20 protein-coding genes and 2 pseudogenes are annotated in these 25248 nt (G+C 39.3%); 17 read left to right on the plus strand and 5 right to left on the minus strand.

From position 1 onward, the window contains the following. Positions 1-22 precede the first annotated feature (22 nt). The 9 genes from AC0L6R_RS00765 to AC0L6R_RS00805 all read left to right on the plus strand — a co-directional run bounded on the left by AC0L6R_RS00765 (position 23) and on the right by AC0L6R_RS00805 (position 6760). Positions 23-223, plus strand: coding sequence for a helix-turn-helix transcriptional regulator (locus AC0L6R_RS00765; RefSeq protein ID WP_283413211.1), 201 nt, complete (start codon positions 23-25; stop codon positions 221-223). Positions 224-357: 134 nt separating this feature from the next. Continuing rightward, the gene (locus AC0L6R_RS00770) at positions 358-741 is read left to right on the plus strand and encodes a hypothetical protein (protein WP_473269441.1); all 384 of its coding nucleotides are present in this window, start codon (positions 358-360) and stop codon (positions 739-741) included. A 56-nt stretch (positions 742-797) separates the two neighbouring features. After that, positions 798-1301: a hypothetical protein gene (locus AC0L6R_RS00775; protein ID WP_473269443.1), complete on the plus strand. Its 504-nt coding sequence runs from the start codon at positions 798-800 to the stop codon at positions 1299-1301. A gap of 89 nt (positions 1302-1390) precedes the next feature. Then, a complete protein-coding gene (locus tag AC0L6R_RS00780; protein ID WP_473269445.1) occupies positions 1391-2002 on the plus strand; it encodes a glycosyltransferase in 612 nt (203 codons plus the stop codon). Next, positions 1923-2558, plus strand: a complete 636-nt coding sequence (locus AC0L6R_RS00785) for a glycosyltransferase (RefSeq protein WP_473269447.1) — start codon at positions 1923-1925, stop codon at positions 2556-2558. Before AC0L6R_RS00780 ends, AC0L6R_RS00785 begins: the two co-directional genes overlap by 80 nt. Positions 2559-2688: 130 nt before the next feature. Continuing rightward, positions 2689-3741, plus strand: a complete 1053-nt coding sequence (locus AC0L6R_RS00790; protein WP_473269449.1) for an NAD-dependent epimerase — start codon at positions 2689-2691, stop codon at positions 3739-3741. Between the two features lies 1 nt (position 3742). Further along, positions 3743-4795, plus strand: a complete 1053-nt coding sequence (gene rfbB, locus AC0L6R_RS00795) for a dTDP-glucose 4,6-dehydratase (protein WP_473269451.1) — start codon at positions 3743-3745, stop codon at positions 4793-4795. 242 nt (positions 4796-5037) lie between these two features. Next, positions 5038-5718 (plus strand): gluzincin family metallopeptidase, encoded by a 681-nt coding sequence (locus AC0L6R_RS00800; RefSeq protein ID WP_473269453.1) that lies wholly within the window; start codon positions 5038-5040, stop codon positions 5716-5718. A 28-nt stretch (positions 5719-5746) separates the two neighbouring features. Then, positions 5747-6760, plus strand: coding sequence for a M1 family aminopeptidase (locus tag AC0L6R_RS00805; protein WP_473269454.1), 1014 nt, complete (start codon positions 5747-5749; stop codon positions 6758-6760). A 70-nt stretch (positions 6761-6830) separates the two neighbouring features. Here the strand turns inward: AC0L6R_RS00805 and AC0L6R_RS00810 are convergent, their stop codons facing one another. Both AC0L6R_RS00810 and AC0L6R_RS00815 read right to left on the minus strand, forming a co-directional pair. After that, a complete protein-coding gene (locus AC0L6R_RS00810; protein WP_473269455.1) occupies positions 6831-7010 on the minus strand; it encodes a histone H1 in 180 nt (59 codons plus the stop codon). Positions 7011-7111: 101 nt separating this feature from the next. Beyond that, positions 7112-8361: pseudogene (locus AC0L6R_RS00815) on the minus strand (aminotransferase class I/II-fold pyridoxal phosphate-dependent enzyme). A 178-nt stretch (positions 8362-8539) separates the two neighbouring features. On the opposite strand from AC0L6R_RS00815, the pseudogene AC0L6R_RS00820 reads away from it, so the two are divergent. The 3 genes and pseudogenes from AC0L6R_RS00820 to AC0L6R_RS00830 all read left to right on the plus strand — a co-directional run bounded on the left by AC0L6R_RS00820 (position 8540) and on the right by AC0L6R_RS00830 (position 11906). After that, positions 8540-10038, plus strand: a pseudogene (locus tag AC0L6R_RS00820) (acetyl-CoA carboxylase biotin carboxylase subunit). After that, on the plus strand, positions 9989-11335 hold the full coding sequence (locus AC0L6R_RS00825; protein ID WP_473269457.1) for a DUF1015 domain-containing protein: 1347 nt from the start codon (positions 9989-9991) through the stop codon (positions 11333-11335). The pseudogene AC0L6R_RS00820 and the gene AC0L6R_RS00825 overlap by 50 nt, the downstream one beginning before the upstream one ends. Continuing rightward, positions 11301-11906: a Maf family nucleotide pyrophosphatase gene (locus tag AC0L6R_RS00830; protein ID WP_473269459.1), complete on the plus strand. Its 606-nt coding sequence runs from the start codon at positions 11301-11303 to the stop codon at positions 11904-11906. The genes AC0L6R_RS00825 and AC0L6R_RS00830 overlap by 35 nt, the downstream gene beginning before the upstream one ends. Before the next feature lie 81 nt (positions 11907-11987). Here the strand turns inward: AC0L6R_RS00830 and AC0L6R_RS00835 are convergent, their stop codons facing one another. Genes AC0L6R_RS00835 through sdaAB form a run of 3 tightly spaced genes read right to left on the minus strand, consistent with a single transcriptional unit; the run spans position 11988 to position 15327 of the window. Continuing rightward, positions 11988-13301, minus strand: a complete 1314-nt coding sequence (locus tag AC0L6R_RS00835) for an efflux RND transporter periplasmic adaptor subunit (protein ID WP_473269461.1) — start codon at positions 13299-13301, stop codon at positions 11988-11990. Between the two features lie 3 nt (positions 13302-13304). Next, a complete protein-coding gene (locus AC0L6R_RS00840) occupies positions 13305-14642 on the minus strand; it encodes a TolC family protein (protein ID WP_473269462.1) in 1338 nt (445 codons plus the stop codon). Positions 14643-14649: 7 nt separating this feature from the next. After that, on the minus strand, positions 14650-15327 hold the full coding sequence (gene sdaAB, locus AC0L6R_RS00845; protein WP_283413222.1) for an L-serine ammonia-lyase, iron-sulfur-dependent subunit beta: 678 nt from the start codon (positions 15325-15327) through the stop codon (positions 14650-14652). 168 nt (positions 15328-15495) lie between these two features. Between sdaAB and AC0L6R_RS00850 the strand changes: the two genes are divergently transcribed. The 5 genes from AC0L6R_RS00850 to AC0L6R_RS00870 all read left to right on the plus strand — a co-directional run bounded on the left by AC0L6R_RS00850 (position 15496) and on the right by AC0L6R_RS00870 (position 25208). Further along, positions 15496-16308, plus strand: a complete 813-nt coding sequence (locus AC0L6R_RS00850) for an aminotransferase class IV (RefSeq protein ID WP_473269463.1) — start codon at positions 15496-15498, stop codon at positions 16306-16308. Positions 16309-16429: 121 nt separating this feature from the next. Then, positions 16430-18073: a sodium/sugar symporter gene (locus AC0L6R_RS00855; protein WP_283413224.1), complete on the plus strand. Its 1644-nt coding sequence runs from the start codon at positions 16430-16432 to the stop codon at positions 18071-18073. 12 nt (positions 18074-18085) lie between these two features. Continuing rightward, complete coding sequence (locus AC0L6R_RS00860; RefSeq protein WP_473269464.1) at positions 18086-19585, plus strand: xylulokinase; 1500 nt, start codon at positions 18086-18088, stop codon at positions 19583-19585. 45 nt (positions 19586-19630) lie between these two features. Continuing rightward, the gene (xylA, locus tag AC0L6R_RS00865) at positions 19631-20944 is read left to right on the plus strand and encodes a xylose isomerase (protein WP_283413226.1); all 1314 of its coding nucleotides are present in this window, start codon (positions 19631-19633) and stop codon (positions 20942-20944) included. Positions 20945-21095: 151 nt separating this feature from the next. Next, entirely contained in the window at positions 21096-25208 is a 4113-nt protein-coding gene (locus AC0L6R_RS00870) for a two-component regulator propeller domain-containing protein (RefSeq protein WP_473269465.1), read from the plus strand. The last annotated feature ends 40 nt before the right edge of the window (positions 25209-25248 follow it).

Below are 25248 nucleotides of genomic sequence, written 5' to 3' on the forward strand. Positions count from 1 at the left end.
ACCGAAAGTACTTTTGCCATAAATGAAAAACTCCATAAAAGTCGAGCGAGCAAGGCACAACATGACGCAACAGGATCTGGCGGAAAAAGTCAGTGTATCAAGGCAGACAATCAACAGTATTGAGGCGGGGAAGTATGTGCCTTCCACTGTCTTGGCACTTAAGATATCCAAAATCTTTGGAATTAGACTAGAGGAGATTTTTGAGTTGGAAGAAGGAGATTAAATTAGTTATTAGTGTTTTAGGTATGGACAACAACTCAATTGTTTCTAAAACTTCTTAAATTTTTAAAAGTTTTGAAAAAACAAAAAGTAGTTTGATTCGAGAAAATAGCTTTCTTGCGGACTATTTTAATGTTTATGAAAAAACAAGTATCGCCATTGATCATTCTCATGGTCATCTCTCAAATCGCCTTTTCTCAAATTAACATGGAGGACTCCACAGTAAGAACGATAGCTTACTGGGAAATAAAAGAGACTAACTCCTACCATATCGCGCTAGAATCATTTGAAATAATAGATAATGACACAAGCAATTGGAATGAAATTTCTTATGTAGTGGATATGGAGATTTTGGATAGTACTGAGAGCAGTTATGAAGTGCTTTGGACGTATCGGGATTTTGTATTGAATCTAGGGGAAAGGGATTCTGCATACCAAAGTTTAATGGAAAAGTTGATGACAATTTCGGAAGGTTCATTGGTGAAATTTCGAACAGATGAATATGAGAGTTTCAAGAGGTGACAAACTGGGAAGATATTAGTGAGTTTTATAGAAAGAGCGGGGATACTCTTAAGTCGATGTTTGGAAATATCCCTCAGATTGATGCAATGGTGGATCAAACCTTCACAATCTATAAAACCAAGAATTCTATTGAAACACAAAGTATCAAGGATGTCTTGCAGTTTCTTAATTTTCACGGGGCTGAATACAAACTTGGAGAGGAACTGTCCGGAATTTTATACTCTCCAAATGTATTAGGAAAGAATAGGTTGGAAACTCAGGTTTATGTCCTTTTGGAGGAGATTTTTCCAGAAGATAATGATTACAGGATAGTATCGTTTTCCGAAGCAAACGCTGAACAATTAACTTCCGAAACCAGATTGGTATTGAAAACAATGATGCCAAAAGCCACGGAGGAAGAATTAAATGGATTGATGGCTGAAGTTGGTTCACTTTCAAATACTGTAGAAAATGTTTCAGTAATTCATGGTTGGGGTTGGCCTATTTATTCAGAAGAAATAAGAAGTGTTGGCTCTGATCAAAAAATTAAAGTCGAAATCCGAACAATTGAAATTCTATAAGCCTACTTTTTGGAATACCATTTGCATTTTTTCAGGGTTAAAAGACTCAAAAGTCTTACCTTCGTCGTTTTAGATAGAAACCCTTTTTGATGCCTAAACTTATTCGAATAACCACCGTTCCGATTTCTCTCAAACTGCTACTTGCTGGGCAAATGAAGTTTATGAGGGAGCAGGGTTGGGATGTACTGATGGTAAGTGCCGATGGCCGAGAAGTTCCCAAATTAGTCAAGGAGGAAGGGGCGAGGCATGAGGTGATTCCTTTTACCCGTAAAATCACTCCATTCCAAGATTTAAAATGTCTGTGGCAATTGTATCAGTTGATCAAAAAAGAACAACCTGATATTGTGCACACACATACGCCAAAAGCGGGATTATTGGGGATGATTGCTGCGAAATTTGCTGGTGTGAATATAAGAATTCATACGCTGGCGGGAATTCCATACATGGCTGCCGAAGGTGGAAAGAAAAGTCTACTCGAGAAAATGGAGAAAATTACCTATAGTTATGCTTCTCATGTTTGGCCAAATTCTAATGGTTTAAAAAACTTTGTCATTGAGAATAATCTCTGTTCATCTGATAAATTGACAGTTATCGGTAAAGGCTCCTCGAAATGGTGTGGATTTGGAGAAATTCAACCGTGGAGTTCTGAAAGAAAATCACCTAGTGGCTGCCACCATGCGGATACTTCCTGGCGAAGATGATTTCATCATATTATCGGTTGGTCGATTGGTTAGAGATAAGGGGATTCAGGAATTGGTGGATGCTTTCTTGAGTTCAAAAATTGTGGGTAAGTCCAAACTGGTACTTCTTGGAAGTTTCGAACAGGATCTAAATCCGCTCAGTCCAGAGACTATTAAAATTATAACCGATCACCCTCGGATAGTACAGATAGACTGGTCAGATCATGTAGCTCATTACCTTGCGTTGGCAGATGTGTTGGTTCATCCTTCTCATCGTGAAGGCTTCCCTAATGTGCTTTTAGAAGCTGGAGCGATGGAATTGCCTGTGATTTGCTCTGATATCATTGGCAATACAGACGTGATCACCCAGCAAAAAACAGGTTTAATATTTCCTGTGAAAAACGTAGAGATACTTAAGGAAGCAATGGAATTCGCTTACGTGAAACGGGATAAAATGGCTGAATTGGCGGCTAATCTATATCAGCACGTCTGCGAAAATTATGAAAGGACTCAGGTGCAAAAAGGGATTTTTGCACAATACGAACGTGTATTAAAGCAGGCTAGTAGCGCTGAATAACTTATATTTGCTCATCAATAACCTTTGAATTTTTATTTATGAAATCTAGCAAGTGTAATCCTTCAGCCTCTGGAAAGATTTTCAATCCTGCTAAATTTCATGAGACCATTATCAATCAAATTACAAACTCATGAAGTACCTGGTCACCGGAACTGCCGGTTTTATTGGATTTCACGTTGCAAAGAAGCTTTTGGAGAGAGGTGATGAGGTAGTTGGTCTGGACATAATAAATGACTACTACGACATCAACCTGAAATATGCACGTTTGGACCATATGGGAATTGAGCGTGACTTAGTAAAAAAAGGTGAACTAGTACAATCTAATACTATTTCTAACTATAGGTTTATACAACTGGATTTATCTGTGAAGGAGCCATTACTAGCACTTTTTGCCCAGGAGAAATTTGATGTAGTTATTCATCTAGCAGCTCAGGCCGGTGTTCGATACTCTTTGTCTCATCCCGAAGTTTATATAGAAAGTAATATTATTTCCTTTTTAAATATTATAGAATGCTGCAGATTTCATCCTGTCAAGCATTTAGTATATGCTTCCTCTAGTTCCGTCTATGGATCCGATGAGAAGATGCCATTTTCTACTTCTGACTCAGTAGATCATCCAATTAGTTTGTATGCCGCCTCTAAAAAATCAAATGAATTGATGGCGCATACCTATAGCCATCTTTTTAATATTCCTACCACAGGATTACGATTCTTTACAGTTTATGGTCCATGGGGAAGACCTGATATGGCGCTGTTTCTTTTTACAGAAGCTATTTTAAAAGGCGAGCCAATTCAGGTTTTCAATCATGGTAATATGAAGCGTGACTTCACATACATAGATGATATCGTGAAAGGAGTATTGAAAATAGCCGATAGGCCGGCTAGGCCAAATAATGATTTTGATCCGCAAAAACCAGATCCAGGAAGCTCAAAAGCTCCTTATAAAGTTTATAATATTGGAAACTCATCTCCGGTTTTATTGATGGATTACATTCTTGCGGTAGAAAAAGGATTAGGTAAGAAAGCGAAAATGAATCTGCTTCCTCTTCAGCCAGGTGATGTGCCAGCTTCTCATGCAGAAGTTTCTGATTTAGTAAGAGATACAGGCTATAAACCAAATACACCAATTGACCAGGGAGTGAAATCTTTCACAGATTGGTATTTAGATTATTATAAAAAATAAGATGAGCAAATCAATATTAATCACCGGTGGGGCCGGATTCATAGGTAGTCATGTGATCCAACTTTTTGTGCATAAGTACCCACAGTATCAAATTGTAAATCTTGATGCTTTGACCTATGCAGGAAATTTGGAGAATTTGAAAGCGGTGGAAGGCGCTTCAAATTATACTTTTGAAAAAGTTGATATTCAAGATGCAGAGGCGCTGACTGCCATTTTTAAGAAGCATTCCATTACTGATGTCATTCATTTGGCAGCAGAATCGCATGTGGATCGTTCGATTACTGACCCATTGGCATTTGTGAAGACCAATGTTTTTGGGACAGTAAATCTCCTTAATGCTGCTAAGGAATTCTGGAGCGAGAATTTATCTGAACACTTGTTTTATCATGTGTCTACAGATGAAGTTTATGGTTCATTACACGATGGTGGATTCTTTTTAGAAACTACCTCGTATGATCCTCAGTCTCCTTATTCTGCTTCTAAAGCTGCATCAGACCATTTTGTTAGGGCTTATGCTAACACCTACAACATGAAAACGGTGGTTTCTAACTGTTCTAACAATTATGGACCGAACCATTTTCCAGAAAAACTAATTCCTCTTTGCATACATAATATCAAAAACAATCGGCCTTTGCCCGTTTATGGAAAAGGTGAGAATATCCGTGACTGGTTATTTGTAAAAGACCATGCCAGAGCTATTGACACAGTTTTTCATCAAGGTAAGCCTGGAGAAACTTACAACATCGGTGGGTTCAATGAGTGGAAGAACATAGATATTGTGAAGTTGCTTTGCCAAAAAATGGATCAAAAGCTTGGTCGAGAAGCCGGAACTTCTGAAAAACTGATCACCTATGTAAAAGATCGTGCTGGCCATGATATGCGCTATGCGATCGATGCTACTAAGATCAAAGAAGAACTCGGGTGGGAGCCAAGTTTACAATTTGAAGAAGGCATAGAAATCACCATTGATTGGTACTTGAACAATCAGGAGTGGCTGGACCACGTGACTTCAGGAGCGTATCAGGAGTATTACGATAAACACTATGAAAGTTGAATAGTTTTTAAGACTTGATATACAATACAAGGGTACCAGAGTGATTCTGGTGCCCTTGTTTTTTACGGGTGGTTTTGGAACGCTTTTGGATTTAGTTTTCTTTGTCAAAAAACTAATCACTATGCATATTAAATTGGCTAAGCCTATTTACGGGCTTTTTCTTTTAATGGTACTAAGCGGCGGAGTCTTTTCTCAAGACAGGAAGATTCCAACAAGCTGCTGATTACCAAATGGACGTCAATATGGACGTTAAAACTAACCAATACACAGGAACACAAGTGTTGGTTTACACAAACAATTCACCTGACACGCTTCATCGTGTTTTTTATCATCTGTATTACAATGCCTTTCAGCCTGGTAGCATGATGGATGAAAGATCCAGAAGTATCGCTGATCCTGACCGAAGGGTGGGAGATCGCATCAGCAAATTAAAGCCAGATGAGATAGGTTATTTAAGAGTAAATAGCCTGACCATGAATGGTAAACCTGTGAAATATAATGAAGTAGGGACCATTCTTGAAGTGGACCTTACAGAGCCGATTTTGCCAAATTCGGAAGCTACATTTGAAATGTCTTTCAACGGCCAAATACCGCTACAGATCAGAAGATCTGGGAGAGATAGTGGAGAAGGAGTGAGGTATTCTATGTCTCAGTGGTATCCTAAAATGTCTGAGTATGACGAGCAAGGATGGCATGCGAATCCTTACATCGGTCGTGAATTTTATGGTATTTGGGGAGATTTTGATGTGAAAATCACCATTGATAAAACGTATGTACTTGGAGGAACGGGCTACTTGCAAAACCCAAACGAAATTGGTCATGGTTATGAAGATGCAGGAGTGAATGTACCTGAGCCAAAAGGAGAGAACCTGACTTGCGGATTCCAAAGCCCCACAGGTACACGATTTTATGTGGGCCGCTGATCCTAAGTATCGACACGATAAATTTTTGATGGATAATGGTATAACTGTACATCACCTGTATATCCCTGAAGACGGAGCTACCGAGAACTGGGTGAAACTTATGGATTATACCCCGAAGGCAATAGAATTTATGTCTGAACATTTTGGTCAATATCCATACAAGCAGTTTTCAGTGATTCAAGGTGGTGACGGTGGTATGGAATATCCTATGTCCACATTAGTTACTGGTGGCCGTAATTTGAATAGTTTGGTAGGTGTGATGATTCATGAACTGGGACATAGCTGGTATCAGGGCGTGATAGCAACAAATGAGGCACTTTATCCTTGGATGGACGAAGGTTTTACGAGTCATGCATCTTCACTTACTTCTGCTGCTATTTTCCGTCCTAGTGAAAATCCGCTCAGAGGTTCTTATGCTGGATACTATAGACTGGTGAGTTCAGGTAAAGAAGAGCCGATGAGCACACATTCGGATCACTATCATACAAATGCAGCTTACAGTTCCGCAGCCTACTCCAAAGGAGCCGTATTCATGGCTCAAATGGGATATATTATAGGTGAAGAAGCTAGAGACAAAGGTATTCATAGCTATTTCGACAAGTGGAGTTTCAAGCACCCAAATGTGAATGATTTTGTACGCATTATGGAGAAAGAGAGCGGCTTGGAACTGGATTGGTACAAAGAATACTTTGTATATACCACCAAGACAATCGATTATGGTATAAAATCGGTGAAATCCCAAGGTGAAGGAACTGAAATTACCCTAGAGCGAATAGGTTTGATGCCAATGCCGATTGATTTGGTGATTACGTATAAAGATGGTACTTCTGAGATGGTTTATTTGCCTCTGGAAATCATGAGAGGTGAAAAAGCTCCTGAAGCTGGTGCCCCTACTAGGGTGATTTCTCAAGATTGGCCATGGACAAATCTCACAAAGACTATTACTATCAATAAAAAATTAGAATCTATTAAATCGATCGAGATTGATCCTTCAAAAAGATTAGCTGATATAGCTCAGGAAAATAATAAAGTGGAGTATTAAACTTCACTTATTAACTCTCATTATGCATAAAAAAAGGTGACTATTTAGTCACCTTTTTTTATTGTTGGAATCAACCTGCGTTCTTCATGTCTTGCACTTCTTTTCTGATGTCTTGAGCCATGTTCTTCAAGCTCTCTCGCATTCCTTTTCTTACACGGGTACCAGCTGCCTGATTTCCCTTTTCGTAGAACTTTTCAAAATCGTCTTTAAGAGAATTAACCAGTTCGCTTACTTCACTAAATTTGCTCATAGTAAAAGTGTTTTTTTAAAGTTGATGAAAGTTTATTTATAATTCAATATAGCCCAAATACTTGCTAATTCAATCCTGAGGGCGTTTTTTTTGAATTATTTTTATTCGCCAACCGATATTGCAAACTCAGAATTTTTGTAAATCCCGCTTGTTAATTTCTCTTTTATAGCTGCAAATGCGGTGATCGTTTCTTTTACATCTTCTAAGGTATGAACAGCAGTAGGAATCAACCTCAAGATAATCATTCCTTTAGGTATCACTGGGTAAATCACTACAGAGCAGAAGATACCGAAGTTTTCTCTAAGGTCTTTTGTCAAGGCAGCAGCTTCACCGACAGTACCGTTCAGTACTACTGGGGTAACAGGAGAATTTGATTTGCCAGTGCTAAATCCATTCTCATGAAGCCCATCTCTAAGTGCATTTACAATTGTCCAAAGATTATCTTTAAGCTCAGGCTGAGTTTTCAGTAATTCAAGACGCTTCAAGGCACCTTTTACCAAAAGCATTGGAAGTGACTTAGCGAAAATCTGAGAACGCATGTTGTATCTCAAAAAACAAAATTACTTCAGGGTCGCCAGCGATAAAGGCGCCTATGCTAGCCATTGATTTTGCAAAAGTGGAGAAGTAAAGATCCACCTCTTGTACACCTTGCTCTTCATCTGTACCTGCCCCGGTTTTACCCATGGTACCAAAGCCGTGGGCATCATCAATCAGAAGTCTGAATTCAAATTTTTTCTTAAGCTCAACGATTTCTTTTAGCTTTCCTTGATCACCAGTCATTCCAAATACACCTTCGGTGATGACAAGGATTCCTCCGCCTGTTTCATTGGCAAGTTTAGTAGCTCTTTCCAGCTGCTTTTCGCAGTTTTCAATATCATTATGAGGAAAAACATAGCGCTTACCCAGGTGCATTCTAAGTGCATCAATGATGCATGCATGACATTCTGAATCGTAAACTACCACATCTTTTCTGTCAAGAAGCGAGTCGATCACCGACATGATACCTTGGTATCCGTAGTTCAATAGGTAGGCTTTATCTTTCTTGACAAATGCTGCCAATTCATCCTCTAATTGCTCGTGAAGGGTAGTTTGTCCTGACATGATACGTGCGCCCATAGGATAAGCGGCACCGTATTCAGCCGGCCGCATCAGCATCAGCTTTACGTACTTCAGGATGATTTGCTAGGCCTAGGCAATGATTCAAACTCCAGGTTAGAACATCCTTCCCCTGAAATTTCATTCTAGGAGCAATTTCCCCTTCAAGTTTTGGGAAGGAGAAATAGCCGTCTGCAAACTCTGAGTGTTTGCCCAAGGGGCCCATGTTCATTTTTAATTTTGCAAATAGATCCAAAGTGTTTCGAATTTAAGTGATAAGGGATTTAATGATCTGTTCATTAAAATCCGACAAAAATAAAACTTTAAAGCCTCCCAAGCAAAAAACAACAGTGAAACAAATGATTCTTAACAAAGCTCAGATAAATTTCTTTATTTAGCCAAAACCCAAATTCTAGCTTATAATATCAGAGATAATGGCCAAAATCAAAAAAATTCTAGTTGCAAACAGAGGCGAAATCAGTCTTTTCGAATCATGCGGACTGCCCGAGAAATGGGTATTTCTACAGTAGCAGTTTATAGTGAGGCAGATAGACTATCCCCGCATGTTATTTTTGCCGATGAAGCAGTATGCTTAGGCCCCCCAGCCTCGTCACAATCCTATTTGCTCGGTGATAAAATAATTGCCGTTTGTCAGGAGTTAGGAGTTGATGCGATTCATCCGGGTTACGGGTTTCTTTCAGAAAATGCGGATTTCGCTAAGAAAGTAAAGGCTGCGGGGTTAATATTCATCGGCCCCTCCCCAGAGTCAATTGAAGTGATGGGATCAAAGCTTGCTGCCAAACAGGCAGTTTCTAAATACAATATTCCTTTGGTACCGGGGACAGAAGAAGCAATATCTAATATTCCTTTTGCCAAGGCCCGCGCAGCTGAAATAGGTTACCCTATTTTGATTAAAGCTAGTGCTGGGGGAGGTGGAAAAGGAATGCGTATTGTAGCAAACGAAGGGGAGTTTGAAGAGCAAATGCAGCGGGCTGTGAGTGAGGCGCTATCTTCTTTTGGTGATAGTGCTGTTTTCATAGAGAAATACATCTCGTCACCGCGGCATATAGAAATCCAAATACTGGGAGATCAACAAGGGACTATTGTTTACTTGTTTGAGCGAGAATGCTCTATTCAAAGAAGACATCAAAAAGTAATAGAAGAGGCTCCTTCGGCAGTTGTTTCCCCAGAGATGAGAAAAGCGATGGGTGAGGCAGCCGTAGGCGTGGCAAAAGCCTGTGACTACTATGGGGCTGGCACTGTTGAGTTTATTGTCGATGAGAATTTGAATTTCTATTTTCTGGAAATGAATACTCGTTTACAAGTGGAGCATCCAGTGACAGAAATGATCTCAGGAAAAGACCTTGTTCGGGAGCAAATTTTAATTGCGGAAGGAAATCCTCTTTCTTTTGCGCAAGAAGATCTTAAAATTAATGGGCATGCTTTGGAAGTAAGAGTCTATGCCGAAGACCCTAGTAATAATTTCCTGCCAGACATCGGAACACTTGAGACCTACCAAAGACCACAAGGTGCAGGAATTCGTGTGGATGATGGATTTGAAGAAGGAATGAAGATTCCTATTTATTATGATCCTATGATTGCGAAATTGATTACGCATGCCGAAAACAGAACTGCTGCTATTGAAAAAATGGTACGAGCAATTGAGGATTATAAGATTGTAGGTATTCAGACTACGCTTGAATTTTGCAAGTTTGCTATTACTCATGAAGCTTTTGTAAGTGGAAATTTTGATACGAAGTTTGTAGAGAACTTTTTTGAGCCATCTGTTCTGGAGCAGCAATTTTCTGATTCAGAATTGGAATTGTTATCTGCTTTAGCCGTTGAATTTTATACTCAGAATAGTTCCCAAACCACTTTACAAAATGGCTCTGAGCCAAAGGCTAAAAGTGCTTGGAGAAATAGATTACACTAAAATGGCGGAAATATTACCACTCAAAGCTTGGCGATATGAAGAGGCTTTGGCTCCAAAAATGGAAGAATTAACGGCTCCTCTTTTTGATGTTGTCTCGGCGCGCCAGCGTCAATTGCTCTACAATAATCCGTTGAATAGTATTCACCTTTCTGTGCCACAGGGAGATATTCCTCCTCAAACTGCTTTGAAAACCCTTCTAAAATGGAAATCAGAGGGAGTAATTCAGCAGGATCAGCAGCCGGGGATTTATGTCTATTATCAATATTTCCGTCTTCCGGGCGAACATGACGAGCGATGTAGAAAAGGTTTTATAGCTCAGATTAAAGCTTATGAATGGGAGGAGGAAGTCATTCTAAGACATGAGAATACTATTGTCTCTGCGGTGAATGATAGGATAGATTTGCTAAAAACGACTCAAATTCAAGCAAGTCCTACTCATGGCCTGTATGAAGATAAAGACGAGCAGTTAGAGCACTATATGGACGAAGCTATTGCAGATCCCATTTACGAGTTGGAAGATTACCAGGGGGTAAGAGAAGTCATGGCAATTATCAAAAAACCTGAAATCATTAAGCATTTTCTAAAAGTGTTAAAAAACAAACAAGTGATTTTGGCAGATGGGCATCATAGATTAGAAGGTGCTATTGAATATCGGAAATCAATGAAAGGGAAATTGCCTAATGAGAAATGGAAAGGCTATGATTATCACCTGATGTACCTCACAAATACCAGCGGCAATCACCTGAAAATACTTCCAACCCATCGTCTATATTATGGATTGGAATTAGCCCAAGCAGATTTTCTAGCAAAGATCCAAGATTGGTTTCATGTCAAAAAATTTGCCGATCCTGAAGAATTAGGTGCATATGCTTTTCATAAACCTCATACCTTTGGGTTGGTAATGGGAGAGGAGAGCTACACTTTACAGCTGAAAGCAGGTAAAATAGATCAAATCAATTTACATCTACCTGAAAGTATCAGGCAGTTGGATCTTTCTGTTCTCCATGAAGTTGTATTTGCGAGGATATTGAACATTCCGGTAGCTGAACAAAGAAATTCTGATCAGATTGTCTATGAGAGAAATTTCTCAAAGTGCATTCATCAGGTTCGATCCGGTGAAGCAAGCTTTGCTGTGATTACTCGGGAATTGGAATTGGAACAGGTCTTAGAGGTGTGCAGAAGCGGTCAAGTGATGCCTCAAAAATCTACCTATTTCTATCCAAAAGCATTAGGCGGCTTACTTTTCGCCAGTATTAAACAAGATGAATTTAATTTCGAATATGAATCCTTTCTTTAGTAATCTAAGCGGAAAGAAACTAATCCTCGCCTCAAACTCTCCGAGGCGCCAAGAACTCTTAAAGGGCCTGAAAGTTGAATTTGAAGTCCGGGTGAATAACGTTGACGAAACTATCCCTAAGGACCTTCAAGCCGAATACGTTGCTGCCTATCTTTCGAAATTGAAGTCTGAGTCTTTTGATGGACAATTAGCTGAAAATGAAATTCTCATTACTTCAGATACTGTGGTTATAGAAAATGGACATGTGCTTGGCAAACCCAACACTGAGGAAGAAGCTTTTGATATGCTTAAAAGTATTTCGGGGTCTACACACACCGTGATGACTGCAGTCACTATAAGAGATATTTCCAGACAAATAACCCTAGAAGATGAAACTATAGTGACATTTAGATTTCTTGAAGAGGAAGAGATATGGCATTATATCCATCACTACAAACCCATGGATAAAGCAGGGGCTTATGGTATTCAGGAATGGATAGGATATATCGGTGTGGAGAAAATTGAAGGTTCGTACTATAATGTCATGGGCTTTCCTTTGCATTTGGTATATGCCCAATTGAAAAAATGGTAACTGGACTATCGTAACATTGAAAAGCCCTGCGAATTTTTAATTCACAGGGCTTTTTCTTTGAGGTTTAATTACGGAAGCAAATTAATCTTGCTTTATCGCAGTTGATTTTCCTTCTATAGGGGCTACTTTATCACCTTCTTTCAGGTCTTTGCTTACAATAAAATAAGGGCCAGAGATAATTTGATCACCTTCGGCAAGGCCTTCCAAAACTTCTATATTCTGGAAGTCAGAGATGCCAGTTTTGATTTCTTTCAACTTAGCAACTCCACCTTCATTCACAAATACTAACTCTTTCAATCGGGTAGTTCCAGCTCCTATAGTATCAAGTTTATTTTCTCTTGTAGTCACTGCTGCCAGAGGAACTGAAAGTGCATTGCTCTTTGAATTGGTAATTATCTCAACTGAAGCAGTCATTCCTGGTCTGAAAGGATATTTTTTGCCTTCATCTACTAACTCTTGGTAGGAATCGTTAAGAATTCTAATTTTCACCTTGAATTCGGTCACTGCATCTGCAGAGGCTTTAGTATTCGCTGTGTTTGCTATACTCGTAACAACTCCTTTGAAAGTTTTTCCAGTGTATGCATAGGAATCAACATCAATGATAGTAGTGTCACCCAGACTCAATCTCACGATATCATTTTCGTTCACATCTACTCTAACTTCCATTTTAGATAAGTCAGCGATAGTCAACATTTCCGTACCAGCCATTTGCTGTGTACCTACCACACGTTCACCTTGCTCTACCAAAAGATTGGACACGATACCACTTACAGGGGAATATACATTTGTCAATCTTAAGTTTTCTTCAGCTTCATTCACAGATGCCCGAGAACTTTTCACAACGAATTCTGAAGCTAGTACACTTTGTTTCGCAGCTTCAAGGTCTTTCTGAGCTGAGATGAAGGTTGCTTGTGCCTGCTCGTAGTCTGCCTGAGAAATAGCTTTTTGCTCATATAGCGTCTTTTGCCTGTTGAAGTTTTGCTCAGCTTGAGTGAATTGGGCTTCTGATCTCTGTAGGGCAGCCTTTGATTGAGAAAGGTTAGCTTCTTGCTGGTTGAAATTGGCTCTGGTTCTAGCTAATGCTGAAATAAAGTTATCAGGTCTGATTTTCACCAAAAGCTTTCCAACTGCTACAGAATCTCCCTCTTTCACGTTCAATTCTATAATTTCCCCAGCAACATCAGGGCTCAGGTTGACTTCCACTTCAGGTTGGATCTCTCCAGAGGCAGATACCTTTTCTATGATGGCCGCTTTTTTAACAGTAGCAACTTCCACCTGGGTTTCATTTTCTCCACCTACCCATCCGGCATTTCTTGCGATTACTGCGAATATGATTAGTACTACTATAGCTCCTAATAGGTAGTACAATAGCTTATTTGATTTCTTATTGGCCATGGTTTAATTTAAATTAATGGGATTACCTAGGTAAAAATCAAGAACTTTTACTCTGAAAATATAAGTATACTTGTCGTAAACGAGTTGTGATTGCGCAGAAAACAGGTTGTTTTGAGCTACCTGAAAGTCCACTGAGTTAATTGCCCCTAGTTCAAACCTTTGTTGAGCGATTCTAAATGACTCTTTCAAACTCTCGATTCGAGATAGGGATGCCTGATAGGACTGCTCCGAAGCATTTGCATTTGTAAACGCTGTCTCTATGTCTTGTCTCAGCGTGTTTCTTGCTTCCAATTCTGTAACTTCTGCCAATCGTTGCTGAACTCTTGCCCGCTGCACTGAAGCTTTATTATTCATCCTAGAGAAGATAGGAATACTTAGGGATATACCGGCAGATTGTGAAAAGTTCGTGTTTACCTGCTCGCTAAATTCAAGGTCATATAGATCTACATAGTTGGTGCCTAAATTCCCGCCTATTGAAACGGAAGGATAGTAGCCTGCATTTGCTATTTTGATTCCTAATTTAGCACTTTCTACTCCAAGGGCAGCTGCCTTGATCTCTGGCATAGTTTCTACTGCCGTCTCAAAGATGGACGTTGGAGATTCAGAGACCATGAAGTTGTCGTCAATGGTAAGTTCAGGTTTTTCAATTTGGAAATCACTTGAGTAAGGCACCTGTAGTGCTTGAGCCAAGTTTAACAGAGATCCGTTTAATGTCGCTTTGGCATTAATCAAATCTACGTTGTTGGTAGCGAGTTGTGATTGTAGATCTAACTGGTCAGAATATGGGAGCGAACCAGCATCAACCAATTTTGTGGTTCGTTCCAGTTGCTCTTGGGTAGTTAAAAGCTGGTTTTCAGCAATTTTTACCTGTTCCTGATTGAAGATTACATTAATGTAGAAATTGATGACATTTAATGTAATTGTATTTTTGGTTGCCTCTATATTATATAGGCCTTGCTCCAAAATTGTTTTCGTCTGATTGATGGTATTATTGATTCTTCCAGCATTAAACAACGTAGCATTTGCGGAGGCATTTAGATTAATGTTACCAATTCTCTGCGTTTCAAATAGGTTGGTAGCAGGGTTAATAGATCTACCCCAATTAAAATTAGTAGAACCGCCTGCTGATAAACTAGGATATCTCGCGCCTTGATTTTGTAAGAGCGTGGCTTCGTTGGAAAGTTGGTTTAGTTCACTTCTTTTCAGCGTCAGGTTGTTTTTCAATGCAATATCAACGGCCGTTTCCAAATCTAAAGGAAATGTAGGAACCACTGGTTCTTGTGCAATAGTGGAAAAACAAATTCCTGAAACTAGGGTAATACCCAGTAGGAATTTTCTCATGGTGTGGTTAAAGGTCAATGTCAGGTATGTAAATTAGTTCGGTAATCCAGGATAGTGATTTCAAGTATTCTAAGGTTATTTTATTGAGGCCAGAGTCCATTTCGATCACATGACAAGCAAGGTCATTTTTCCCTTTTCTTGAAACAGACATGGTGGCTATGTTGGCTTTTGACTGTGCTATGACAGAGGATATAAAAGCGATTGCGCCTGCAATATCTTCAGCTTTAATAATAAGAGTATGGTCTGCTGCTGAGAAATTAGCTACAAAACCATCCACTTCGGCAATATTAATAACACCTCCGCCTAGGCTTTCACCTACCACTTCTACTTTTCTTTCTCCTTTTCTTAAATTGAGTTTAATGGTATTAGGGTGATGAATAGAGGAATTTCCGATGGATTTAAATTTATAGATTAAACCTTTTTCCTTAGCTATTTCAAGCGAGTTTTTAATATTGGCATCATCGGTTTTAAAATCCATCAAGCCACCGATTATTGCTCGATCGCTGCCGTGACCTTCATAAGTTCTGGCAAAGGAGTTATAAAATGTAATGACTGCTTCGTCAGGAACTCCTCCTAAAACACGGATTGCTGCTCTAGCGATTCTAACTACTCCAGCAGTATGCGAGGAGGATGGCCCTATCATTATCGGTCCGATCATATCAAAAACGCTACTTTTATTTGCCATCTAGGTCTGTATGTTCCAATTTTGATGCTAAGGTAAAATCGTTGTATGTAAATCATACAAAAATTCTTATTTATTGCATAGAATAGGATTTAAATGGTCATGTGTTGACATAGTTTAACATAGAAATTAGTAAACAAAAAGTCTTTATGACCGATAATGAACAGTTTTATGATCGAAATCGAAACAATGTATATTAAATCTTCTTCTGACACTAATTGGGTATGTCTTGATTCCGTTGAGTTTCCCAATAGAGCTATGAACTTTGGTGATGGACTGTTTGAAACAATGCTTTGGGATCTAAAAGAAATAAGATTCTTCGAGAAACATCTCAAGAGGCTTACAGGTGGAATGCGACTTTTAAGCCTTGAAGAAACAAGTATTAATGCGGAAGGACTAATTCAGTTTCTTGCCGATAATTTCCCAAATCAACGAAAACGCGTCAGGTGGAATGTCTATAGAAGTGGCCAAGGCAAATACACACCAGAAAGAAATGAAGTCACACAAACAATCCAAATATCTGAATTCAAACCAGCACCTAAAGTCAAGAAGAGTGTTGATGTCGCATTAAAAATACAAGTATTTCCTTCCGTTTGGTCCTCCTTTAAAACGCTTAATGCTTTGCCTTACGTTCTGGCGAACCTGGAGAGAAAAGAAAGAGGGTTAGATGAAATTATACTTCTTGATCATAGGGGTTTCATTTCAGAATCTGGATCATCAAATATATTTTGGATTAAAGATCAAGTTGTTTTTACACCGGGTTTGAGTTGTAGTTGTATTAATGGTGTAAGTCGTCAGGTGATTTTAAACTATTTGGGCTTATTGAAAATTCCTTTTATAGAAGGTGAGTTTTTACCCTTAGACTTGGAGGATGCAGATCAAGTATTTGTTAGTAACTGTACGGGAGTCAGTTATTTAGAGAGCTTTAGGAAGGTTCGATACTCCACTTTTCCCCTTCAATATTTAAATGATTTATTTGAATGATTTGGAAATAGCTACTTTTTATGACGGTCATTATAATGAAAATATTATCTTTAACGGCCTATTCTACCAAGATTAGTCTAATACCCAAGAATACTAACCTCCCAAACCTAACCTAACATTTATGCTCTTAGAACCTTTAGATTTAGCCGTCTTTATAGGCTATTGCTTGCTCATCATAGGGATGGGTATTTTTGTATCACGTGAAAAGAAGGGGCACGTTAAAAACTCTTCCGATTATTTTCTCGCTTCTAAGGCATTGCCTTGGTGGGCTGTAGGAGCTTCATTAATTGCTTCAAACATTTCAGCAGAACAGTTTATTGGTATGTCAGGCTCGGGTTTCGCCCTAGGTTTGGCCATTTCTACTTATGAATGGATGGCTGCGGTCACCTTATTAGTAGTTGCAATTTTCTTCCTGCCAGTTTATATCAAAAAGGGTATTTACACCATGCCCGGATTCTTACTTGATCGATACGATACTCGTGTAAGAACTACCATGGCCATCTTCTGGCTGCTTCTTTATGTTTTTGTCAACCTGACATCTGTATTATACCTGGGAGCATTAAGTTTAAATACCATTTTAGATGTGCCTTTAGGATATGGTATTTTTGGACTGGCGCTTTTCGCTATGATTTACTCCATCTATGGTGGTCTTAAAGCTGTAGCTTGGACAGATGTGATTCAAGTAGTATTTCTGATCGCAGGTGGTCTAGCGACTACTTACATCGCGCTACAGATGGTAGGAAGTGGTGACGCTTGGGAAGGTCTAAATTTGCTTCGCCAAAAAGTACCTGGTCACTTTTCTATGATTTTGAGTAAAGGAGAAATGATGATTCCAGATGGCGCTGGAGGAGAGCGTGATGCTTACCTTGACCTGCCGGGGATCTCTGTGCTCGTGGGGGGTATGTGGATTACCAACTTGAGTTATTGGGGATTTAACCAATACATCACTCAGCGAGCGCTGGCAGCTAAGAGCCTGGATGAAGCGCAGAAGGGGATGATTTTCGCAGGCTTTTTGAAATTATTGATGCCACTTATCGTGGTGATTCCTGGAATTGCAGCTTGGGTTATAGTGAAAGATGGAATTGACGTTGGCTTTATTGAGTCAATGAAGGATCCAGTGACCGGAATAGTTAAATCTGATAGAGCGTATCCTACTTTACTTCAATTGTTGCCAGTTGGGCTAAAAGGCCTTGCTTTTGCAGCATTAACAGCAGCTATTGTATCTTCCTTGGCGTCTATGGCCAATAGTACCTCTACTATTTTCACGATGGATATCTATAATAAATACATCAAGAAAGATGCTACTGAGGCCGATCAGGTGAAAGTAGGACGAATTACAGCGCTAGTTGCTTTTGGAATAGCCTCTATTGTTGCTCCAGCTCTGGGAGCATTGGATCAGGCATTCCAGTTTATCCAGGAATATACAGGCTTCATTAGTCCAGGTGTGTTTGCCATTTTCTTCTTTGGTGTATTTTGGAAGAAGACGACTTCAAACGCTGCATTAACAGGTGCGGCCTTAAGTATTCCACTCTCAGTGGTTTTAAAGATTGTTTTTCCTAATCTGCCATTCCTAGATCGAATGGGGGTAGTTTTCTTGGTTTTAGCCGCACTTATGATCATCATAAGTTTGGTAGAAGGTAAAGGAAAAGATCATCCAAACAGTATTGAGATCAACAAAGAATTGTTTAAGACAAGTACCAAGTTCAAAATTGGTGCTGTTTTGATTGCGGGAATAACTGCAGCTTTGTACATCGTATTCTGGTAAAAAATAGTTTAAATGAGACGATTATTATTAGGGATTGACATTGGAAGCTCTTCTGTCAAAACCTCACTACTTGACGCTGATACAGGTAAGTCAATATTATCAAAAGCATTTCCAGAGGAGGAAATGATTATAAATTCTCCCGAAAAAGGATGGGCTGAACAAGATCCAGATAGTTGGTGGAAATATGTACAGCATTCCATTCGCTATGTTCTGAACAAAACATCAGTTAAGAAAGGCGAATTGAAAGGGATTGGTATAGCTTACCAAATGCACGGTCTTGTGCTGGTCGATAAAGATCAAAATGTACTTAGACCATCAATTATTTGGTGCGACAGCCGGGCAGTAGGGATAGGAGAAAAAGCCTATCTAGATCTTGGAGAAGAATACTGTCAGAAAAACCTCTTGAATTCACCAGGTAATTTTACGGCTTCCAAACTACGATGGGTCATAGAGAATGAGCCAGCTATTGCGGCTAAAATTCATAAAATGATGCTTCCTGGAGACTTCATCGCGATGAGATTATCGGGGGAAATCTGTACTTCCGAGACAGGTTTGTCTGAGGGGATATTTTGGGATTTTCAAAAAAATGGACTAAGTGATCAAGTATTAGCAAACTATCAGATCTCTAAATCCTGGATTCCTGACGTAGTTCCTTCCTATTCTATACAAGGAAGAGTCTCTGCTTTTGCTTCTGAAATCACCGGGCTGGAAGAAGGAATACCTATTTCATATAGGGCTGGTGATCAGCCTAACAATGCTTTTTCACTTCAGGTTTTAAAGCCTGGTGAATTAGCTACAACAGCAGGTACATCAGGCACAGTCTACGGGGTAGCTGATAAACCTCTTCATGACCCCCTGTCCAGAGTAAATACCTTTGTACATGTCAACCATACCAAAGAAAATCCTTCCTATGGAGTTCTACTCTGTGTAAATGGTACCGGAATTTTAAATAGCTGGTTGAAAAAAGTCATGGGTGCCGCCCACATTGAGTATGATGAAATGAATAACCTTGGAGGCTCTGCTCCAATTGGCTCTGAAGGCTTGACGTTCATTCCATTTGGTAATGGAGCTGAGCGTATAATGCAAAACCAGCATGTAGGTGCACATATGCTGGGGCTGGACCTGTTGAAGCATGATAAGAGACATTTTATTCGTTCTGCTCAGGAAGGCATAGTTTCAGCGCTTACCTTTGGTTTCCGGATCATGCAGGATATGGGGCTAGACCTTACTACCGTGAAAGCAGGAAAAGCAAATATGTTTCTAAGTCCAGTTTTCAGAAAAACATTTGTTCACATGAATAAAGTAGTTTTGGAGCTTTACGATACAGACGGAGCTCAGGGAGCTGCAAGAGGGGCGGGGATCGGTGCTGGCGTTTTTGCAAATGAAAGCGAGGCTTTTGCCGGTCTTGATTTGCTGGAAACAATAGAACCAAATGAAAATTTCTATGAACCCTACGAAGAGGTTTACTCCACCTGGAAGGACCATCTAGAGTCAATCCGAAAAATGAGTTAAGAGTTAAATTTCAAACCTATAAATACCAAATAAACCAAAGTAAAAATGTCAAAAACTTATTTCTCTTCAATCGATAAAATCCCTTTTGAGGGTAAGGAAAGCGATAATCCGTTGGCTTTTAGATTTTACGATGAGAACCGTATCATCGCAGGCAAAACGATGAAGGAGCACTTCAAATTTGCTATTGCCTATTGGCATTCCTTCTGTGGAACGGGTGGAGATCCATTTGGCCCAGGGACTATCGTTCACCCTTGGGATGCTGCTGCAGACCCAATTCAGCGAGCAAAGGACAAAATGGATGCTGCTTTTGAATTTATCACAAAAATAGGAGCTCCTTATTATTGCTTCCACGATATCGATTTGATCGATGAAGGGCCTAGTCTTGCAGAATATGAGAAAAGAATGCAAATCATCACTGAATATGCGAAGCAAAAGCAGGCTGAAACTGGGGTGAAATTGCTATGGGGAACTGCAAACGTATTCAGCAATCCTCGATACATGAACGGTGCTTCTACTAACCCTGATTTCAATGTCGTGTCATGGGCAGGCACACAAGTGAAAAATGCCATTGATGCAACTATAGCGCTGAATGGTGAAAACTATGTGTTCTGGGGAGGTCGTGAAGGCTACATGTCTTTGCTAAATACAGATATGAAGCGTGAGACTGAACATCTTGCTCAATTTCTAACCATGTCTCGTGATTACGCGAGAAAGAACGGCTTTAAAGGAACTTTCTTCATTGAGCCTAAGCCAATGGAGCCTACTAAGCACCAATACGATTACGATGCTGCAACTGTGATTGGATTTCTGAGACAGCATGGTCTGGATAAAGACTTCAAATTGAATATTGAAGTAAACCATGCCACCCTTGCAGGTCATACCTTCCAACACGAGCTTCAAGTTTGTGCCGATGCAGGAATGCTAGGAAGTATTGATGCCAACAGAGGTGATTATCAAAATGGTTGGGATACTGATCAGTTTGCTATGAACTTACAGGAGATGACAGAAGCAATGCTTGTATTGTTAACTTCAGCTGGTATTCAAGGTGGCGGAGTGAATTTCGATGCCAAAATCAGGAGAAACTCTACAGATATGGACGATCTTTTCTTGGCACACATCGGAAGTATGGATGCATTTGCCAGGGGAATGTTGATTGCTCAGGATATCTTGGAAAAGTCAGATTACTTAGAAAGAAGAAAGAACCGTTATGCTAGTTTCGATTCTGGTAAAGGTAAGTCCTTCGAAACCGGACAACTTACTCTTGAAGATTTGAGAAATTATGCAGCAGAAGTAGGGGAGCCAATCCAGACAAGTGGAAAGCAAGAATACTTTGAAAATCTATTAAATAGATTCATCTAAGCTTCTTTTTTTAAAATTTTGTAAAAGTCCGGTTGATTTCATTCAATCGGACTTTTTTGCTAAAAAAAATAACCTAGGATTGTGAATTTTAGTTAGCGGAGTAAGATTTTACTTTTTAAACTCATAATTTGGATGACTAAGTTTGTCGTGTATGAAAGGAATTGTGGTATTTGGAATTGCGTGTTTATTTATGCTTTGGGCAGGACCTGTTTCTGCTCAGGATGAAGTTGAGAAGCTCGTTTTTAGAAACCTGGATGAAAACCTAGGACTATCAAATTCAAATATTCTCAGTATAATCAGAGATGCAAACGGAATGATGTGGTATGGCACTGCGTATGGTTTGTACAGATATGATGGTACGCGAACCAAAGTTTTTTTAAATACAAAAGATTCCACCTCTATTTCTCATAATAATATCCATAGGCTGTTCGTAGGGCCTAATGACAAACTATGGATCAAAAATGTAAACGGTATTTTTGATATTTATAATCCTGAAAATGAGCAATTTTCAAGGGGTGTGAAAGTTTTTTCATCGGTTTATCATTTAGCATCGGACTCAGTTGGGATGCTGATGAAAGATCGCCAAAATAGATTTTGGTTTACCCATCCATCAAAAGGCATCAGTATATATGACCAAGATTCAGGGAAAACTGTTTATGTGCAAAAAAGTAATGAAATCGGCAGCCTATTCTCAAATCAAATAGTTGCTGTAGGAGAAGCTCCGGATGGTCTTATTTGGGTGGTTCACCAAACTGGAGTAATAGATTTGCTAGATCCCAACCGGCTGATTGTTACTAAAACACTGAAACTTCCGAAGGATGAAATCCCAACTGTTGCTAATTATGAAATGACGATTGACTCAGATGGAGATGCTTGGATTTATGACCCAGATCGGGATTTGGGTGTTTTTCGAGTTGATGGTTTTACACATGAAGTGCAGGTGAACCAAGAGGATAGAGGGAATTATCGGTTGAATAATAACATGGTAAAATCGGTGGTTGAAGCCAAGAAAGGTCAAATTTGGCTTGGTACAGATCATGGAGGTATTAATGTGATTGATAAATCTAGTCGCAAAGTGAAGTATTTAACAGGTGAGAACGCCTTGGATAACACCATGCCTCATAATGTGATTTATTCTTTATATAAAGATAATGAAGATATTATTTGGGTAGGAACTCATAAAAAAGGTGTTGCCTACTACCATCAGGGATTACTGCGCTTTTCTCACGTCCGAAAAAATTTTTCTGACCAGAATTCTCTTCCTTTCAATGATGTCAACGCCTTTGCAGAAGACAGCTTAGGCAACTTATATATTGGGACTAATGGAGGTGGTCTCTACTATCATGATAGGAAATCAAACACTTATAAGCATTATAAACATGATCCTGAATCTAAAAACAGTCTGATAGGTGATGTAATAGTTGATTTGATGATAGATAGGGAGGGAGTTCTTTGGATAGGGACTTATCTAAATGGCTTGGGTAGCTTCGATGGAAAGGAATTTAAGAACTATCAGTATCAACCAGATAAACAAGCAGGCATTCCTGGGCCAAGTATTTGGAAGCTTTTCGAAGATAGTACTGGCAAAATCTGGATTGGAACTCTGCGTTCAGGTATTTCTATGCTGGATAAAGAAAGAAAGGTTTTTCACAACTACCCGGCTGGTAGCGCTCCTTTTTACCCTAATAATCAGTATATCACTGGTTTTGCCGAAGACAAATCAGGAAATATTTGGATTTCGGGTGGGAGTGGGATTAATGTGCTGAACTATGAAACTGGAGAACATGGTTTTTATTCAGAAACTGAAGGAAATGGATTAGTAGACTCTAATACCACCGATTTATTTATGGACAAGGAGGGTGTGCTTTGGGTAACTAGCATGACTGGACTCTATTATTTTAATACTTCAGATAGCTCGTTTGTTCATTATGGAGAAGAAGCAGGCTTGCCCACTTCCTATCTTGTAGATTTATTAGAGGACGATGATCACAACTTCTGGATCAGTTCTCAGATGGGGCTGATTTTTGCCGAGATTAATAGAAATGTTGAACCATATTCCATCACATTTCAGAATTTTGACCAAAAAGATGGTCTTCAAGCGGCTTTGTTCAATAAAAATTCAGCAATAAGAACCAGTAAGGATGAATTTATTTTTGGCGGACCAAATGGGTATAACATCTTCAAGTCTGAAAATTTCGCTTTTGAACGGAATAATCCTGCTGTAGTTTTTACAGATTTCCAGCTGTTCAATGAAGAAGTCAAAGTGGGGGACATCTTAAGCAATAGAGTGCTTTTGCCAAAATCTTTGGAGAATATGGACAGACTAGTGCTTAGGCATGATGAGAATATATTTTCTATTGGTTTTAGTGCATTGAATTTCCTTTATCCTGAAAAGAATAAGTACCGCTACAAATTGATTGGGTTTAATGACGATTGGATTTATCTAAACGATGATCTGGCGAAAGTCACGTTCACCAACCTAGATCCTGGGAATTATACCCTTGTAGTGCAGCCAGGGACCGTTTTGGATGGCTGGAGTTTGCATGAATACAAATTAGATATAAAAATTCTGGCGCCTTTTTGGAAGACACCTATTGCGTATTTCTTATACTTTATAGTCATTGTTGCCATAATTTTCTATTTCAGAAATCAACTTATATCAAGGCAACGGGAGAAATTTGATAGGGAACAGGCGATGCAGGAAGCCAAAAGAGTTCAGGATTTGGATCGATTGAAAACTAAGTTTTTCACCAATCTGAGTCATGAATTCAGGACCCCACTTTCCTTGATTTTGACCCCAACCGAACACCTCATATCGGAGACTGATGATGTAGGGTTGCTAGGTCAGTACAAAATCATTCAGCGTAATGCTAGGCGTTTGCTTAAGTTGATAAACCAGCTATTGGATGTTAAAAATGTTGAGAAAGGTGGACTAGTTTTTCATCCTTCAGAAGGGGATATAGTTCAGTTTATCAAGGAATGTGTAGCCGATTTTCATGAATTGTCTGAAAATAAACATATCCACCTGAGCTTTGAGACAAATAAAAATAGTCAGCAAGCTATTTTTGACCCGGATAAGCTGGAGAAAATCATCTTCAATTTGCTATCAAATGCGTTCAAATTCACGCCAGAAGATGGTGGGATCACTGTTACTTTAGAACTTCAACAGGAGAATGAAGAATTGGCGATTTTGAATTTATCAGTTTCGGATACTGGAATAGGGATTTCCCTAGAAGATCAACATAAGATCTTCGACAGATTCTATACTACGGAGGGGCACAAGCAGCAACTCAACCAAGGGAGTGGTATTGGTTTGTCTCTAGTTCAGGATTTCGCCAGGACGATGAATGGTGAAATCCGAGTGAGAGAGCGAAATCTGTTTGCGGCTCTCGTATTCACCTTGAGTATTCCTATTAACCTGATTATCCAAGAAAATTGGGAGGAAGTAGAGGACGACGATCACGTGATTGAAAGAGCCAATCAAAAAGATTTGATCCTGATAGCGGAAGATCATGTGGAATTTAGGAATTATCTTAAAGAATGTCTTTCGGACTCCTATCAGGTTCTTACCGCTACTAATGGGGCTCAAGGCTGGGATTTGGCACAGCAGCATATACCAGATTTGATCATTTCTGATGTGATGATGCCTCAGATGGATGGCAAGGAGTTTTGTCAAAAAGTAAAAACTGACATTAAAACCTCTCATATCCCTGTAATCTTGCTCACAGCTAAAAAATCCGAGGAAACGATGGTTCAGGGATTAGATAGTGGCTGTAATCTTTATCTGACGAAACCTTTTAATCTTGAAGTATTGCAGCTAAGTATCAAGAACCTTTTACGGGAGCGAAATATCATCCAGGAACAAAACAGGAATAAAATTCAGATCAATGCATCAGAGGTAAACGTAACTTCTCTTGACGATCAATTAATTCTAAAGGCGGTTGCATTGGTAGAAAAGTACATGGAAGACCCTCAGCTATCTGTAGAATTCCTTAGTAAGGAATTGGGAATGAGTAGGGTGCATTTGTACAAAAAACTGCAATCCATCACAGGGAAGAGTCCTATAGAATTTATCAGGCTCATCCGCTTAAAACGCGCTTCTCAATTACTTGCTAAAAGTCAACTGAATGTTTCTGAGATTGCATATATGGTTGGGTATAATAATGCGAAATATTTTGCAAAGCATTTTAAGGCTGAGTTTTCAATTCTTCCATCAGAATATGCTGCCCGTCAGCAGGAAATAACTACTGAACAATCACAATAAGCTAACTTATCCCTAGTAAAACCTGCCTCGGGGCTATTTT

The sequence above is a fragment of the Algoriphagus sp. 10J20-15 genome (assembly GCF_055809615.1).

Bases quoted from the DNA above. Each gene is read 5' to 3' on its own strand.
- xylA (WP_283413226.1), top strand. From the start codon at position 19,631: ATGTCAAAAACTTATTTCTCTTCAATCGATAAAATCCCTTTTGAGGGT.
- AC0L6R_RS00800 (WP_473269453.1), top strand. From the start codon at position 5,038: ATGGACGTTAAAACTAACCAATACACAGGAACACAAGTGTTGGTTTAC.
- AC0L6R_RS00770 (WP_473269441.1), top strand. From the start codon at position 358: ATGAAAAAACAAGTATCGCCATTGATCATTCTCATGGTCATCTCTCAA.
- AC0L6R_RS00765 (WP_283413211.1), top strand. From the start codon at position 23: ATGAAAAACTCCATAAAAGTCGAGCGAGCAAGGCACAACATGACGCAA.
- rfbB (WP_473269451.1), top strand. From the start codon at position 3,743: ATGAGCAAATCAATATTAATCACCGGTGGGGCCGGATTCATAGGTAGT.
- AC0L6R_RS00835 (WP_473269461.1), bottom strand. From the start codon at position 13,301: ATGGCCAATAAGAAATCAAATAAGCTATTGTACTACCTATTAGGAGCT.
- AC0L6R_RS00775 (WP_473269443.1), top strand. From the start codon at position 798: ATGTTTGGAAATATCCCTCAGATTGATGCAATGGTGGATCAAACCTTC.
- AC0L6R_RS00850 (WP_473269463.1), top strand. From the start codon at position 15,496: ATGATCGAAATCGAAACAATGTATATTAAATCTTCTTCTGACACTAAT.
- AC0L6R_RS00860 (WP_473269464.1), top strand. From the start codon at position 18,086: ATGAGACGATTATTATTAGGGATTGACATTGGAAGCTCTTCTGTCAAA.
- AC0L6R_RS00810 (WP_473269455.1), bottom strand. From the start codon at position 7,010: ATGAGCAAATTTAGTGAAGTAAGCGAACTGGTTAATTCTCTTAAAGAC.
- AC0L6R_RS00825 (WP_473269457.1), top strand. From the start codon at position 9,989: ATGGCTCTGAGCCAAAGGCTAAAAGTGCTTGGAGAAATAGATTACACT.
- AC0L6R_RS00780 (WP_473269445.1), top strand. From the start codon at position 1,391: ATGCCTAAACTTATTCGAATAACCACCGTTCCGATTTCTCTCAAACTG.
- AC0L6R_RS00790 (WP_473269449.1), top strand. From the start codon at position 2,689: ATGAAGTACCTGGTCACCGGAACTGCCGGTTTTATTGGATTTCACGTT.
- AC0L6R_RS00855 (WP_283413224.1), top strand. From the start codon at position 16,430: ATGCTCTTAGAACCTTTAGATTTAGCCGTCTTTATAGGCTATTGCTTG.
- sdaAB (WP_283413222.1), bottom strand. From the start codon at position 15,327: ATGGCAAATAAAAGTAGCGTTTTTGATATGATCGGACCGATAATGATA.
- AC0L6R_RS00840 (WP_473269462.1), bottom strand. From the start codon at position 14,642: ATGAGAAAATTCCTACTGGGTATTACCCTAGTTTCAGGAATTTGTTTT.
- AC0L6R_RS00830 (WP_473269459.1), top strand. From the start codon at position 11,301: ATGAATTTAATTTCGAATATGAATCCTTTCTTTAGTAATCTAAGCGGA.
- AC0L6R_RS00870 (WP_473269465.1), top strand. From the start codon at position 21,096: ATGAAAGGAATTGTGGTATTTGGAATTGCGTGTTTATTTATGCTTTGG.
- AC0L6R_RS00805 (WP_473269454.1), top strand. From the start codon at position 5,747: ATGGATAATGGTATAACTGTACATCACCTGTATATCCCTGAAGACGGA.